Source organism: Nonlabens sp. (genome assembly GCF_965660805.1).
In the GTDB taxonomy this organism is placed as follows: Bacteria; Bacteroidota; Bacteroidia; order Flavobacteriales; family Flavobacteriaceae; genus Nonlabens.
In genome coordinates, this window is sequence record NZ_CBFIBE010000004.1 from 25,452 (window position 1) to 40,361 (window position 14,910).

The window sequence follows — 14,910 nt, forward strand, 5'->3', positions numbered from 1 at the left end:
AGATTCCTGCTTGCGCAGCTATGTTAATGCGCTTCTAACCAGTTCATCCCGACACCAACTTCCACATCTAGAGGAACCGTCATTTTATAAGCGTTTTCCATTTCTTCTTTGATGACTGCCTTGAGTTCCTCTAGCTCATCGTTATGTACGTCAAAAACCAGTTCATCATGTACTTGAAGCAACATGCGTGATTTGTACTCGCTTTTGCGGAAGCGTTTATAAATATTAATCATCGCAATTTTAACAATATCTGCTGCGCTACCTTGAATAGGGGCATTTACAGCATTGCGCTCTGCAGCACTGCGCACGACTGCATTTGAACTATTAATGTCTTTTAAATAGCGGCGTCTTCCCAGTACGGTTTCTACATAACCATTTTCACGTGCAAAATCTACTTGATCTTGCATATAAGCACGTAGTTTAGGGTAAGTCGCATAGTAAGTATCGATCAACTCTTTTGCCTCGCCACGGGTGAGATCTGTTTGATTACTTAGTCCAAAGGCACTTACACCATAGATTATCCCAAAGTTTACTGTTTTAGCATTGCTGCGCTGTTCTCGAGTCACTTCTTCTAGGGGAACATTAAATACCTTTGCAGCTGTTGAGCTGTGAATATCCTCGCCATTCTGGAACGCAGCGATCATATTCTCTTCCTGACTCAGTGCGGCTATGATTCTTAATTCTATTTGAGAATAATCGGCAGCGAGAAGAGTGTGGTTTTTGTCACGTGGCACAAAAGCTTTGCGCACCTGTCGTCCTCGTTCTGTTCTTATCGGTATATTTTGTAAGTTAGGGTCTGTAGAACTCAAACGACCTGTTGCGGCAACGGTTTGCATATAATTAGTATGAATGCGTTGCGTTTTAGGATCTATTTGATGCGGTAAGGCATCTATATAAGTAGATTTTAGTTTTGCAAGACCGCGATATTCTAGCACATCAGCAATGATTTGGTGATCTTTTGCCAGGTAACTCAGTACATCTTCTGCGGTAGAATATTGACCGGTTTTGGTCTTTTTAGGCTTTTCTACCAGTTGTAATTTCCCAAAAAGAATTTCTCCCAGCTGCTTTGGCGACCCGATGTTAAACGCCTCGCCAGCTTCTTTATAAATGTTTTTTTCTAGTGAAGCGATGTCTTCAGTGAGCTTTTGCGAAAGCGAACTTAAAAATTCCTCATCAAGATTCACTCCTTCTATTTCCATAGCTGCCAGCACTTCTAGCAGTGGCATTTCTATGTCATGAAATAACTTATCTGTTCCTGCCGCAGTTAGTTCTGGTAAAAAGTGCTCTTTTAATTGCAGTGTGATATCTGCATCTTCTACGGCATATTCTTTTTGTTTTTCAAGATCTACATTACGCATAGAAAGTTGGTTCTTTCCTTTCTTACCTATAAGTTCTACGATGGATTGTGGCGTGTAGTTAAGATAGGTTTCTGCCAGAACATCCATGTTATGACGCATATCTGGATTGATCAAATAATGAGCCAGCATGGTGTCAAACATGGGACCTTTTATATCAACTCCATATTTGTTCAGTACTTTTATGTCATATTTTAAATTCTGACCTACTTTCTCGATAGCATCACTTTCAAAAAATGGTTTTAGCTGATTTACAATTGCCTGTGCCGCATCACGATCTTCAGGAATAGGTAAATAAAAACCTTTTCCTTGTTCCCATGAAAATGCAATACCTACCAGCTCAGCCGCTAGTGGATCCAGTCCAGTAGTTTCTGTATCAAAACACACACTAGATTGTTGCATTAAGGACTGGATGAATAATCTAGTTCCCATTCCTTCTTGCACGAGCTGGTATAAATGATCTGTAGTAGCAAGAGTTTTGCGTCCGGTAGATTGTGTTTCAGTAGCCGCACCAGAGCCTGGTGCATCAAAAAGAGAAAACTGACCAGCGCCAGCGGCAGGATTTGAACTGGAACTCGACTTTGAAGAGTTAGAGCCGTTCTCGACTGCGCTCGAACTGATATCCTTTGAGAATATTTTTGCCAGTGTTTCTTTTGCCCTGCGAAATTCTAGTTCATCAAATATCTCGTGAACAGCCTCTATATTTGGGTCGTCCAGTGTATAGTTAGTAGCATTAAAAGTAACAGGGCAATCTAGTCTGATAGTAGCTAGTTTTTTAGAAAGCAATCCTAATTCTTGATTAGCTTCTACTTTTTCTTTCATTTTACCTTTGAGCTCATGAATGTTTTTAAAAAGCCCTTCCATAGAACCATAAGCGGCTATGAATTTCTTTGCCGTTTTATCGCCTACACCTGGTAGTCCAGGAATATTATCACTGGCATCTCCCATCATTCCTAGATAGTCTATGACTTGTTCAGGGCGTTCTACTTCAAATTTCTTTTGCACTTCTGGGATTCCCCATATTTCTATGCCATTACCCATACGAGCCGGCTTGTACATGAAGATATTTTCAGAAACGAGCTGTGCATAATCCTTATCAGGTGTAACCATATAAGTAGTAAAACCTTCTTTTTCGGCTTGTTTTGCTAGTGTTCCTATGAGGTCATCTGCTTCTATTCCTTCTTCTACGACTATAGGAATGTGCATGGCTTTTAAGATGCGCTGTATATAAGGAACGGCTATTTTTATGGCTTCAGGAGTCTCGTCACGGTTTGCTTTATAATCTTCATAAAGTTCTACACGCTCTTGACTACCACCTTTATCAAAGGCTACAGCTAGATATTCTGGCTTCTCACGTCTTATAACGTCAAAAAGACTGTTAGTAAAACCCATAATAGCACTAGTATCCATACCAGCACTATTAATTCTAGGGTTTTTAATAAGTGCATAATAGCCTCTGAAAATGAGTGCATAAGCATCGAGTAGAAATAGTCTTTTATCGTTTGTACCGTCGTTAGTCATCTTAAAAATTTGTGGATGTTAAAGATAAAATTCTTAGCAGAGAAATAGATTTGATTTAATATTAAATAGCAGTTTTTATCCACAACGAGTGCGAGTTTTTTTTAAACGATGAGATACTGACTACATTTTTAAGATAACCTTATGAAGGCATAGAGTTTATTATTTTAACGCTAGCAGTAGTTTCGCACTATGCGTTTTATCATAGCTATTATCATTTTTATAGTTTTTCAATTGTACTCTTTTCAGTTGATCAGAACTTTATCTCGAGGCCACTGGTGGAAATGGGTTTACCTACTCATTACCGTTTTAATTCTTGCTCATCTCATTTTACAATTTGTATGGCATCCAGATCGCTCTCAAGTGAGTGGTTATAGAGATTTTGCGGTAACTCTTGTTTTGGGTCTTTTTGCTGCACAGGTAGTGATGATTTTATTCATGTTAGGAGAAGATATTTATAGAATTTTTGAAGGTCTTTTTAATACGCTTTCGCGAAAGCAAGAACATACATCTTTCCTGCCCAGTAGGAGAGATTTTATTTCAAAAGTAGGTCTTGGACTTGCTGCCCTACCCTTTGGTGCGATTCTTTACGGTGCATGGAAAGGGAAGTATAACTATCAAGTTAGGGAATATGAATTGAGTTTTACTGATTTGCCAGCAGCTTTTGATGGATACAAAATCACTCAATTGAGCGATATTCATGTGGGTAGTTTTGACGATAAGGAAGAGGTGAAGTATGCTATTAATCTAGCAAATGAACAGCATAGTGATGTCATATTATTTACAGGTGATCTAGTGAATAACGTGGCTAGTGAATTGTACGGTTGGGAAGATGTTTTTGGCTCACTGACGGCTCGTGATGGAGTTTACTCTGTACTGGGGAATCATGATTATGGTGATTATGCAAGCTGGGATTCTCCTGAGGCTAAAGTCGCAAACATGACTGAACTGCAGGACATTCAAAGGAAAATGGGATGGAAATTATTACTGGATGAACATGTGAAGATCACTAAGAGTAAGGATCAAATCGCATTAGTAGGAGTCCAGAATTGGGGTGGTGGTCGTTTCCCTAAATATGGAGATTTAGAAAAAGCGTCTACTGGATTGAGTAACGAAGAATTTAAGGTGTTATTAAGTCATGACCCTACACACTGGGATTTACAAGTTAAAGATGACCCTAAAAAATATCATCTTACACTGAGTGGTCATACTCATGGAATGCAGTTTGGGATTGAAATCCCTGGTTTTATTAAATGGAGCCCGGCTAGTTTTGTCTATAAAAAATGGGCTGGTATCTATAAGGAGATGGATCAGTTTCTAAATGTGAATAGAGGTTTTGGTTTTCTAGGATATTCTGGTCGTGCTGGTATATGGCCAGAGATTACCGTGATTACTTTAAAGAAAGCTTAGTTTTAGAATCTCAATTTTTAGTGAAGAGCGTTTGTGAGGTTCATGGTTTTAAAAGACTTATTGAACATTGCACATTTTTTAACTACTTTTGATTAGCTAAAAACTTTTATATGTCAAAGTTTGGTCAACTTATAAATACAGAAGTGCCTGTCTTACTCAATTTCTTTACAGAGTGGAATGAGGATTCTGTCGGTATGCACGAGGTCTTAAGAGATGTTGCTGCTGCTTTAGGAGATAACGCAAAGATTATTAAAATTAATGTAGATAAGAACCAGGAGTTAAGTGATGCCCTACGTATTAAAGGGTTGCCCACCTTAATTATCTATAAAAATAGTGAGATGAAATGGAGGCAGAGTGGTACTCAAGACCCTAATTCTCTTATTGCCTTGTTGAAGCAGTATGCTTAATAACCTTAGCTTGAAAGCCTTTCAGTTTTAAAAATTCTAAATATTCAGGTAATATCTTTTCCAGTTTAGGAAACGCTTTCTCACTATCGTGAAACACCACGATACTACCATTACGAGTGTGTTTTTTTATATTTTTAAGACAAGATGTGGTAGATCGTTTCAGGTCAAAATCTCCTGAAAGGACATCCCATAGGACTATTTTATAGCCTTTGGCACTAAGTTTTTGAGCAATTTGAGGAGTAATTCTTCCATACGGTGGACGGAATAGTTGAGAATCTATGACTTCACGTGCTTTATCTATATCATTCAGGTACATGCTCCTTGAGGTTTTCCAGCTATTTAAATGGTGGAATGTATGATTGCCTACTTGATGTCCCGCAGCTTGCAACTCCTTATAAACTTCGGGATGGCGTTGTACACAATCACCTATACAAAAGAAGGTCGCTTTACAATCATACTTATCGAGCTGTTCTAGTACAAACCGAGTGACTACTGGATGTGGACCATCGTCAAAGGTGATATACACTATTTTTTTATCTCTAGATCCATGCCACAGGTATCCTGAAAACAGGCTGGAAAACCAGTCCTTAATAGTATCAGGATACCAGCGCATTTTTAAGGAGTTTCTTGTGGGTTTGTTTCTAATAAGTCTTCAGTATCTATGTTATCTAAAGCCTCTTGAAAGATATTATCTAGTTCAGAATTTTGGTTTTCAATGGTAGCATCCTTGTTGATAAGGAAGTCGTCACCAAATATTTTCGGGAATTCCTTTACATAATTATCATAGGTCTCTGCTTCTTGTTGTACAAGAGTATCATCTTCATGAAGTATAGCAATTTCTATAATTTCATTATACCTGCTTATTGCTGCACCTATATTATCTACGTTTGCACCACGTTCTTCATAGGTTAACATTTTATAATGATCGATCTCATCTTGGAACTTTGCAATAACTCTTTGTGCCAGGTCTCTTGCTTTATCTCTATTGTTATTTTTATAGTAAGCATTTACAAATTCTGAAATCATCGAGTAGTTTTCAAAAATTTCTAAAGGCATTTTTTCCATTCCTAGATCTAGAATCTCTTCTGCTTTGGCGTTTTCTCCTTCTTTAGTTAGTGCCTCAGCAACACGACTGAGATTATTGCGATAACCTATACTATTACGTCTAGTCTCTACATCATGATACATGTCTGGATCACCACTGTTGCCCCAATCCCATTTTTTAATGATTTCATAGCCATGTAAAGCATCTACACGCCCCATATTAAATGGATTACGAGACTTCCCTAAATCAGTTTTTATAGGTAATAACCTAAAAGCACAGCCATCTAACTGGAGATAGTTTTTCATCCATATATAGTCTTCATCGCTAAAAGCACCACCTGAGAAATAAATAGGACGTTCCCAGTTATTTGCATTAATGATGTCTAGCATTAACATTCTATTCTTGTAGATAGCATAATCTTTTATTTCTATATAGATTTCATCTACTATGAGGTCTGTGTCTTTTTGAGGAACTACTCCATTTTTAAGAACCGCTTCTTTATTTACTGGTATGCGTATAACACGTGTTGGGAATGTGTGTTCCCAGTGTTCATTGCGCATTTGTTCTTGAGTGATTTTTTTATCACTCGCTACCCATTCCATCCAGTCTTTTAAATCGAGTGTATCAGGTAAGGTACTTTTACCATTAGTGCGTTGCGCAATACGCTCTTTATCTGCATAAAATAATACGTCTCTTGTTCCATAAGAATATTTATCATGAGTAAGAGTAGAAGGTACAGGCTCACTGTCCCATGCTTTTTTCTTCATATCATCCATGTACCAATCTGTAGCAAGTAGTGAAGTACAAACCACACGCACATCGGTACGATATCCTTCTACTTCTTGTAAATACCATAATGGAAAGGTGTCATTATCACCTATGGTAAAGATGAGCGCATTAGGCAAGCAGCTATCTAGATATTTTTTTGCACTAGCAAGCGCCGTGTATTTCCCAGAACGGTCATGATCATCCCAGTTTTGAAAAGCCATAAGTAATGGAACAGCAGCAAAACAAGCCACTAGAGATAGTGCTCGAGCTGTTTTTGCGTTGAGAAATCCTTTAATTCCTTCATAAACACTATAAGCACCTATTCCTATCCACATACCAAAAACCAAGAACGACCCTACATAAGCATAATCACGTTCACGCACTTGATACATGCTCTGGTTGAGGTACACTATGATAGCAAGTCCTGTAAATAGAAATAAGGCAAGGGTGACATAAAAAGATTTTATATCGCGCTTAGCATGAAATATCATCCCTATCAATCCTAATATAAGAGGTAAAAAGAAATAAGTATTACGTCCTTTATTATTCAACATGTCTTCAGACAGGTTCTCTTGAGTTCCTAGATGCCACTCATCTATAAATGGAATACCACTGAGCCAGTTCCCATTATACTTGCCACCTTCACCTTGAATATCATTTTGTCTTCCCGTAAAATTCCACATGAAATATCTCAAATACATATATTGTACTTGATAATTCATAAAATAACGTGCGTTATCTATACCATCAGGTTTTTGAATGTTTATGATTCCGCCTTCCATGTTTTGCAGGTCTTGTAAAAAAGAGATGTACTCATCTGCCTCCATGCGACCGCTGTTGAAGTTTCTTTCATAATCAGACAGTAACCCTATTAATTCTTGATTTGAGGCATATTCAGGCTTTATGGTATAGTTCAAACCACCCATAAAATTAATGTAGTTACTAGCCCGTGATGGATCTGTCATTCTAGGAAATAGGCCTTTATGATCATCATGTGTGTTTTGTAATGCGTTTTTATAATTATTTACAATCACATATTTACCCAGTTCATAGTCCTTTTCATATTTAGGCTTTTCGTCCAGGTAAGGATTATCGGGATCTAGTCCAGCATACATATCTGTAAACGCCTCACCATAAAATAACGCTGGTGCTGGATATTGTTCTCGATTATAATAAGCCAGTAAAGCTCGTGCATCATTTGGGTTATTTTCATTAATAGGTGTTCCCGCATTAGCACGTATCGGTAACATGGTCCATGAGGAGAACCCTATGAGAATAAACATGACACATAGAGTTATGGTGTTGAGAAGTGGTTTATGACGCTTTCGCGAAAAGCGAATTAAAAAAACAAATAATGCTACAACTAGAAGTAACATGATAATAGAACCTGAGTTAAAAGGTAACCCGATATCATTTACAAAGAAAACCTCCATATAACCAAAAATGGATAAGGTATAAGGCAGTAATAATTTAAAAACAAAAAGTAATACAGCCACCACCGCTATGTTTGCAATGATAAAGTTGAGAACTGTAATTTTTTTATAATGTTTAAAATACCATAACATTCCTATAGCAGGAATGGTAAGAATACCCATAAAGTGTACCCCAAAAGAAAGTCCTACAGTAAAAGAAATAAGCACAAGCCATTTATTACCTCTAGGTAAGTGCATGTCTCGTTCCCATAGCAGTCCCATATAGAAAAGGGCGCTCATGAGCAGTGCTGCTGGTGCATACACCTCTGCTTCAACAGCGTTAAACCAGAAACTATCTGAGAACGCATAAGCAAGACTACCTATGGTAGCCGCGCCTAGTATCATAATGTCATTTGAGGCTGTTTTGAGTATGTGTCGCTTTAATAATAAGGTTAAGGACCAAAACATAAATAAAATGGCAAAAGCACTGGCAAATACTGACATCATATTTACCATGTATGCGATTTGACTTTTTTCTAAGGCAAACATGGAGAAAAAAGCTCCCAGCATTTGATATAATGGAGCTCCTGGTGGATGACCTACTTGTAGTCCTGAAGATGTAGCAATGTATTCTCCAGCATCCCAGTAACTCACTGTAGGTTCTACGGTAAGCCAGTAAGTGATTAATGCTACGGCAAAAACGGCCCAGCCTGTAATTTTATTCAGTTGATTGTAATTCAATTTCATAGTAGTAGTTAGCTATGGCGAAAATAATATTAATAAATCTAATCCTGTATAATAGAACTCAACTTACTCAAAAGCAATAGAGTTATTCCTTATGTAAAGCATAGTGTTAACGTGATAATTTTAAAAAATGATATAAATTGATAAAAAAACTTATTTCTATTTGCTCAAATTGATATTTGTATTAAATTTGCAACCGATTTTGTCCCATGGTGTAATGGTAACACTCCGGTTTTTGGTACCGTCATTCAAGGTTCGAGTCCTTGTGGGACAACTTAAGAATCCCGAATCATCTTTTTGATTCGGGATTTTTTGTTTTTAAAATGTCATTGGACGAGAAGTTTATGCCGCACTTGATGCGGTAAGTCCTTGTGGGACAACTTAAAAATCCTGATTCTTTCTTGAGTCAGGATTTTTTTATGAAATAAGATTAAATTATAACAGTTGTGAATCAATGGACTGCGTTCTAATACCATTTTATGTTTCCAGCAATTTGTTCTTAGCACACGTTTTTACCATGTAAGAACATATGTAGTGATCCTGTTTATTTTTATTGTAAAAAAAGAACCTTCAAGAGAAGATGCTTTAGGTTAGTACGCTTACGCGAAAGCGAAATAAGAGTTACCTTATTTAATTCTGAAAGTCACAACAGGTAGTGAAGAGTGATTCACTATATCTTCACTTACACTTCCATTAAAAAAATGGGAAATGCCGCGGCGACCATGAGTAGCCATTCCTATGAGATCTCCTTTAATGTCTTTAGTGAAGTTAAATACTCCTTCTTCTATAGAGAAGTCATTATAAATGGTGTAGTCTGAAGGTTCTACGTTCACATCTTTTAAATATTCTCTCACTTTTTGTTCTGCTTTTTGAGAGGTTAAGAAGTTTGATGGTGTATTTACATAGAGCAGGTGCAGGTTGCAATTGGTATTTTTTGCAAACCTTGCTGCTTCTTGTAGAGCTCCATTTGATGCTGGATCTAAATCTGTGGCAAACACAAACTCATTCACATCTAGTCTTTTCTTACGATCCTTAATGACTAAAACAGGAATTTCAGAATTGCGCACCACTTTTTCTGCGTTAGAACCTATAAACATGTTTTTTACACCATCTGCTCCGTGGCTTCCCATAACTATGAGGTCAGCGTTATGTCTTTGGACGGTGTCCATAATTCCGCTAAATGCTGCTCCAGTTTCTACATCTCCGTGAATAGTTACACCTTCTAAATAATCTGCTTTGAGAAGGTTGTCAAATTTTTGTTTGGCTAGTTTCATGAAGAAAACAGCTTCGGGCATGCTAGAGCTTCCATTGTTAGCTAGGTGTAGCGGCAGGTCTAGCTGGTGTAGTAAGAAAATTTCTCCATTGTTCTCACGAGCTATATCTGCAGCTACACGTAAAGCGTTATCTGCTTGTTCTGAAAAGTCTGTTGGGACAATTATTTTTTTCATTAATTTAAATTTTGAGGTTTAAATATAAGTAATTCTGTTTCAATGTAGAAGTATTGATTTGTACTTGCAAAAGCCTAAAAAAGTAGTATATTTGCAAAGTATTTAAACAATATGAGGGGACATCTGTCCCCTCTTTTTATAAAATATGTTAAAAGAAAAAGTACAAGACTTACTAGATGATGCTTTTGAAGAGCGACCTGATTTGTTCTTAATGGACATGACTATAGATGGTAGCAATGAGATAAAAGTAATCATAGATGGTGATGAAGGAGTGACGGTTGCAGATTGTATTTTTGTTTCTAGAGCTGTGGAGCATAACCTAGATCGTGATGAAATAGATTTTGCTCTAGAAGTGGCTAGTGCAGGAGCAAGTGCGCCGCTTAGTTTTCCTAGACAATTTAAAAGAAATGTAGGGAGACAGCTAGAGGTAATTGATAAGGAGAAGAGAAAAGAAACTGGAGAGCTTGTTGATGCAAATGATCAAGGAGTGGTGATTCAGTGGAAAGCGCGCGAACCTAAGCCTGTAGGTAAGGGGAAAGTAACCGTGCAAAAAGAGTGGTCGATCAGTTATGACGACATTAAACAAGCAAAAGTGGTGATAACATTTAATTAATAAGTGAATATGGAAAATCTCGCATTGATCGAGTCTTTTTCTGAGTTTAAAGATGATAAAATGATAGATCGCGTCACATTGATGGCGATCTTAGAAGACGTTTTTAGAAGTGCTCTCAAAAGAAAGTACGGTGATGATGACAACTTTGATATTATTATTAACCCAGATAAAGGAGATTTAGAGATCTGGCGTAACCGTGTTGTGGTTGCAGATGGTGAAGTGGAGGACGATAATTCAGAAATTGAATTGAGTGCAGCTCGCAAAATTGAACCAGATTATGAAGTAGGTGAAGACGTAGCTGAGGAAGTAAAGCTTATTCAGCTAGGTAGACGTGCTATTCTTGCCTTAAGACAAAACCTTATTGCAAAAATTCACGAACACGATAACACAAACATATACAAGCAATTTAAGGAATTAGAAGGAGAATTGTATAGTGCTGAGGTACATCACATACGTCACAGAGCTATTATCTTATTAGATGATGATGGTAATGAGATCATTATGCCTAAGGATCGTCAGATCAGTTCTGATTTCTTTAGAAAGGGTGAAAATGTAAGAGGTATCATAGAAAGCGTAGAGTTAAGAGGTAATAAGCCTAATATCATACTTTCTCGTACTTCTCCTAAATTCTTAGAAAAGTTATTTGAGCAAGAAATCCCAGAGGTTTTTGACGGCTTAATTACTGTAAAAGCTGTAGTGCGTGAGCCAGGTGAAAAGGCAAAGGTAGCTGTAGATAGTTATGATGATCGTATAGATCCTGTAGGTGCCTGTGTAGGTGTTAAAGGTTCTCGTATTCATGGTATCGTTAGAGAACTAGGTAATGAGAACATAGACGTTATTAACTTTACGGCAAATACTCAATTATATATCGCTAGAGCACTTAGTCCAGCGAAAATTATTTCTATGGAAATAAATGAAGAGACTAAAAAGGCTGAGGTAAGATTGAATCCTGAAGAGGTTTCTAAAGCGATAGGAAGAAGAGGACATAATATAAGATTAGCTGGTAAATTAACCGGTTATGATATAGATGTGATCAGAGATGGTGCAGAAGAAGATGTTGAACTTGCAGAGTTTAGCGATGAAATCGAACCATGGATCATAGAAGAGTTTGCAAAAATAGGTCTGGATACCGCAAAAAGTATCTTAGAGCATGAAATAGCAGACTTAATAAAGCGTACCGACTTAGAAGAAGAGACAGTTTTAGAAGTTGTCAATATTCTTAAGTCAGAATTTGAAGATTAGTTAAAATAAAGTCAACCCATAACCATTTATGGCCGAAGTAAAGAACATGAGACTCAATAAGGTGCTAAGAGAATTTAATATATCTCTGGATCGTGCTGTGGAATATCTTTCCTCTAAAGGAATCGAGATAGAGGCTAGACCTACCACAAAAATTGATACGCACGTTTATCAAGCACTTGCAGATGAGTTTCAAACTGACAAGAGTAAAAAAGTAGCTTCTAAAGAAGTAGGAAAGGAACGTCGCAAGGAGCAAGAGGAATTGCGAGAAAAGCGTGAAAAGGAGCAGGAAGAAAAGCAGCGAAGACAAGAGGTTATCAAGGCCAAAGCTACCCTAGATGGTCCTAAGCAAGTAGGTAAGGTTGACTTATCCGATGGCACTAAAGACGCGACCGATAAAAAGGAAGAAGCGACTCAACAACCTAAAGAAGAGAAGGTAGAAGCTCCAGTTGCAACTGAAGATGTTGATACTACCCCTAAGGTGGTTTCTAACAGGCCTAAGGTTCAGGAGACTAAGGTTAAAGGTAAAATAAATCTAGAGCCTAAAAAGAAAAAAGCTCCTAAGAAAAAACAAGTTGCCCCAGAAAAGCCTAAGGCTCAAAAGCCTGCAGATGGCAAGAAGCAACCTGAGGTAGAAACCCCTAAGGTTGAAGTAAAGAAAGAGGAAACTCCTAAAGCTGACGCAGCTCCGGCGACTGATGAAAATCAAGAGCCAGAAAAAATTAAAACAGAATATCAAAAACTAGGTGGGCTTAAGGTTACCGGTAAAACGATTGATCTTTCTCAATTTAAAAAGCCTAAGAAAAAAGAGGATCCTAGAAAAGGTAAACGCAAGAGAATTACTAAAGCGCCAGGTGGTGCTGGAGGTAATAACCGCTCTGGTGGTAATAGACGTGGCTCAGGTCAGAAACGTGCTCCTATTGTAAAGGCAGAGCCTACAGAAGAGGAAATCCAAAAACAGGTTAGAGAAACTCTTGAAAAACTTCAAGGGAAGTCTTCTAAATCTAAAGCAGCAAGATATCGTAGAGATAAAAGGGATTCTCACCGTGAAAAGGTAGAAGCTCAAGAGCAGTTAGATTCAGAAGAGAAAATCTTACAGGTAACAGAGTTTGTTACCGTAAGTGACATATCTACTATGATGGACGTGGCAGTGAACCAGGTGATAGGTGCCTGTATGTCCTTAGGAATGATGGTAACCATGAACCAAAGACTCGATGCAGAAACAATTTCTATTGTTGCAGAGGAATTTGGTTATGAGGTAGAGTTTGTAAATGCTGATATAGAAGAAAGTATTACTGAGGTAGAAGATAATGAAGAGGATCTATTAAGCCGTGCTCCTATTGTTACCGTAATGGGTCACGTAGATCATGGTAAAACATCTTTACTCGATTATATACGTGAAGAAAATGTTATCGCAGGTGAAAGTGGTGGGATTACACAGCACATCGGTGCTTATGGAGTTGAGCTTAAAGGCGGTCAGAAAATAGCCTTTTTAGATACTCCAGGTCACGAAGCCTTTACTGCGATGAGAGCTCGTGGTGCTCAGGTTACTGACCTTGCTATTATTGTTATTGCTGCAGATGATGATGTGATGCCACAAACTAAGGAGGCAATTAGTCACGCACAAGCCGCTGGTGTTCCTATCGTTTTTGCCATTAATAAGGTAGATAGAGAGGCAGCAAACCCAGATAAGATTAAAGAAACTCTCGCTCAAATGAATTTGTTAGTAGAAGATTGGGGTGGTAAAATCCAGTCCCATGACATCTCTGCAAAAACAGGGCAAGGTGTAGAAGAACTTTTAGAAAAAGTACTATTAGAAGCAGAGTTGCTGGATCTTAAAGCAAACCCAGATAAACCGGCATTAGGTACAGTTGTAGAAGCGTTCCTAGATAAAGGTCGTGGATATGTATCTACAGTTCTTGTTCAGGCGGGAACTCTTAGAATAGGTGATTATGTCCTTGCAGGTCGCAATCACGGTAAGGTAAAAGCGATGCAGGATGAACGTGGTAAAAATGTTCAGGTAGCAGGACCTTCTACTCCAGTTTCTATTTTAGGATTAGATGGCGCGCCTACTGCAGGTGATAAGTTTAACGTTTTTGAAGATGAAAAGGAGGCAAAAGATATTGCTTCTAAACGTACTCAACTACAACGTGAGCAGTCTGTAAGAACACAAAAAACACTATCACTTGATGAGATAGGACGTCGTATAGCGCTGGGTGACTTTAAAGAATTGAATTTAATACTTAAAGGTGATGTAGATGGTTCTGTTGAGGCATTAACTGATTCTTTCCAGAAACTTTCTACTGAAGAAATACAAGTAAACATTATCCATAAAGCTGTAGGTGCTATTACTGAAAGTGATGTTCTATTAGCCTCAGCATCAGATGCGATTATTATAGGGTTCAATGTGAGACCTCAAGGTAATGCTAGATCTCTTGCAGAGCAAGAAGAGGTAGATATCCGTATGTACTCCATTATCTATGATGCCATTAATGATCTTAAAGATGCTATGGAGGGAATGCTTTCTCCAGAGTTGAAAGAAGAGATTACCGGTAACGCAGAGATCCGTGCGACTTTTAAAATATCTAAAGTTGGAACCATTGCAGGTTGTATGGTTACAGATGGTAAGATATACCGCAATAGTGGCGTGAGATTAATACGTGATGGCGTCGTGGTTTACACAGGTGAATTATCAGCTCTAAAACGTTTCAAAGATGACGTTAAGGAAGTTGCAAAAGGATATGAATGTGGTATGCAAATCAAGAACTATAATGATTTACATGAAGGAGATATCATTGAATGTTTCAGAGAAGTAGAGGTTAAAAAGAAATTGAAATAGATTTCAGTATTATACATAAAAAGGGCGATTTCATAAGAAATCGCCCTTTTTGTTTTAGACCTATTTGTGTTTATAGTGACTTTAAAAGAAACTATTAATTAAGACTTTATAA

Annotated in this window: 9 protein-coding genes and 1 tRNA gene; 6 read left to right on the forward strand and 4 right to left on the reverse strand. The window is 37.7% G+C overall.

Annotated elements, in window-relative coordinates:
* Positions 1-23: 23 nt before the first annotated feature.
* Entirely contained in the window at positions 24-2,876 is a 2,853-nt protein-coding gene (gene polA / locus ACTF48_RS02060) for a DNA polymerase I (RefSeq protein WP_438961474.1), read from the reverse strand.
* Positions 2,877-3,065: 189 nt separating this feature from the next.
* Here polA and ACTF48_RS02065 point away from each other — a divergent pair, with 189 nt between their 5' ends.
* Together ACTF48_RS02065 and ACTF48_RS02070 are read left to right on the forward strand one after the other, a co-directional pair.
* Positions 3,066-4,283 carry a metallophosphoesterase gene (locus ACTF48_RS02065; protein ID WP_438961475.1) on the forward strand — a complete coding sequence of 406 codons (1,218 nt, stop codon included), beginning with the start codon at positions 3,066-3,068 and terminating at the stop codon, positions 4,281-4,283.
* Between the two features lie 110 nt (positions 4,284-4,393).
* Positions 4,394-4,690: a thioredoxin family protein gene (locus ACTF48_RS02070; RefSeq protein WP_438961476.1), complete on the forward strand. Its 297-nt coding sequence runs from the start codon at positions 4,394-4,396 to the stop codon at positions 4,688-4,690.
* On the opposite strand, the gene ACTF48_RS02075 is transcribed toward ACTF48_RS02070, so the two are convergent.
* Positions 4,662-5,303 carry a polysaccharide deacetylase family protein gene (locus ACTF48_RS02075; RefSeq protein ID WP_438961477.1) on the reverse strand — a complete coding sequence of 214 codons (642 nt, stop codon included), beginning with the start codon at positions 5,301-5,303 and terminating at the stop codon, positions 4,662-4,664. The two genes, ACTF48_RS02070 and ACTF48_RS02075, sit on opposite strands and share 29 nt — an antisense overlap.
* A 2-nt stretch (positions 5,304-5,305) precedes the next feature.
* Positions 5,306-8,662 carry a protein O-mannosyl-transferase family gene (locus tag ACTF48_RS02080; protein WP_438961478.1) on the reverse strand — a complete coding sequence of 1,119 codons (3,357 nt, stop codon included), beginning with the start codon at positions 8,660-8,662 and terminating at the stop codon, positions 5,306-5,308.
* A 200-nt stretch (positions 8,663-8,862) separates the two neighbouring features.
* Here ACTF48_RS02080 and ACTF48_RS02085 point away from each other — a divergent pair.
* Positions 8,863-8,933: transfer RNA gene (locus ACTF48_RS02085), tRNA-Gln, on the forward strand.
* 352 nt (positions 8,934-9,285) lie between these two features.
* Here the strand turns inward: ACTF48_RS02085 and ACTF48_RS02090 are convergent.
* On the reverse strand, positions 9,286-10,107 hold the full coding sequence (locus ACTF48_RS02090; protein WP_438961479.1) for a universal stress protein: 822 nt from the start codon (positions 10,105-10,107) through the stop codon (positions 9,286-9,288).
* Between the two features lie 145 nt (positions 10,108-10,252).
* On the opposite strand from ACTF48_RS02090, the gene rimP reads away from it, so the two are divergent.
* Genes rimP through infB form a run of 3 tightly spaced genes read left to right on the forward strand, consistent with a single transcriptional unit; the run spans position 10,253 to position 14,798 of the window.
* Complete coding sequence (gene rimP, locus ACTF48_RS02095) at positions 10,253-10,720, forward strand: ribosome assembly cofactor RimP (RefSeq protein ID WP_438961480.1); 468 nt, start codon at positions 10,253-10,255, stop codon at positions 10,718-10,720.
* Between the two features lie 9 nt (positions 10,721-10,729).
* The gene (gene nusA / locus ACTF48_RS02100; protein ID WP_438961481.1) at positions 10,730-11,962 is read left to right on the forward strand and encodes a transcription termination factor NusA; all 1,233 of its coding nucleotides are present in this window, start codon (positions 10,730-10,732) and stop codon (positions 11,960-11,962) included.
* Between the two features lie 28 nt (positions 11,963-11,990).
* Positions 11,991-14,798, forward strand: a complete 2,808-nt coding sequence (gene infB / locus ACTF48_RS02105) for a translation initiation factor IF-2 (protein WP_438961482.1) — start codon at positions 11,991-11,993, stop codon at positions 14,796-14,798.
* Positions 14,799-14,910 lie beyond the last annotated feature (112 nt).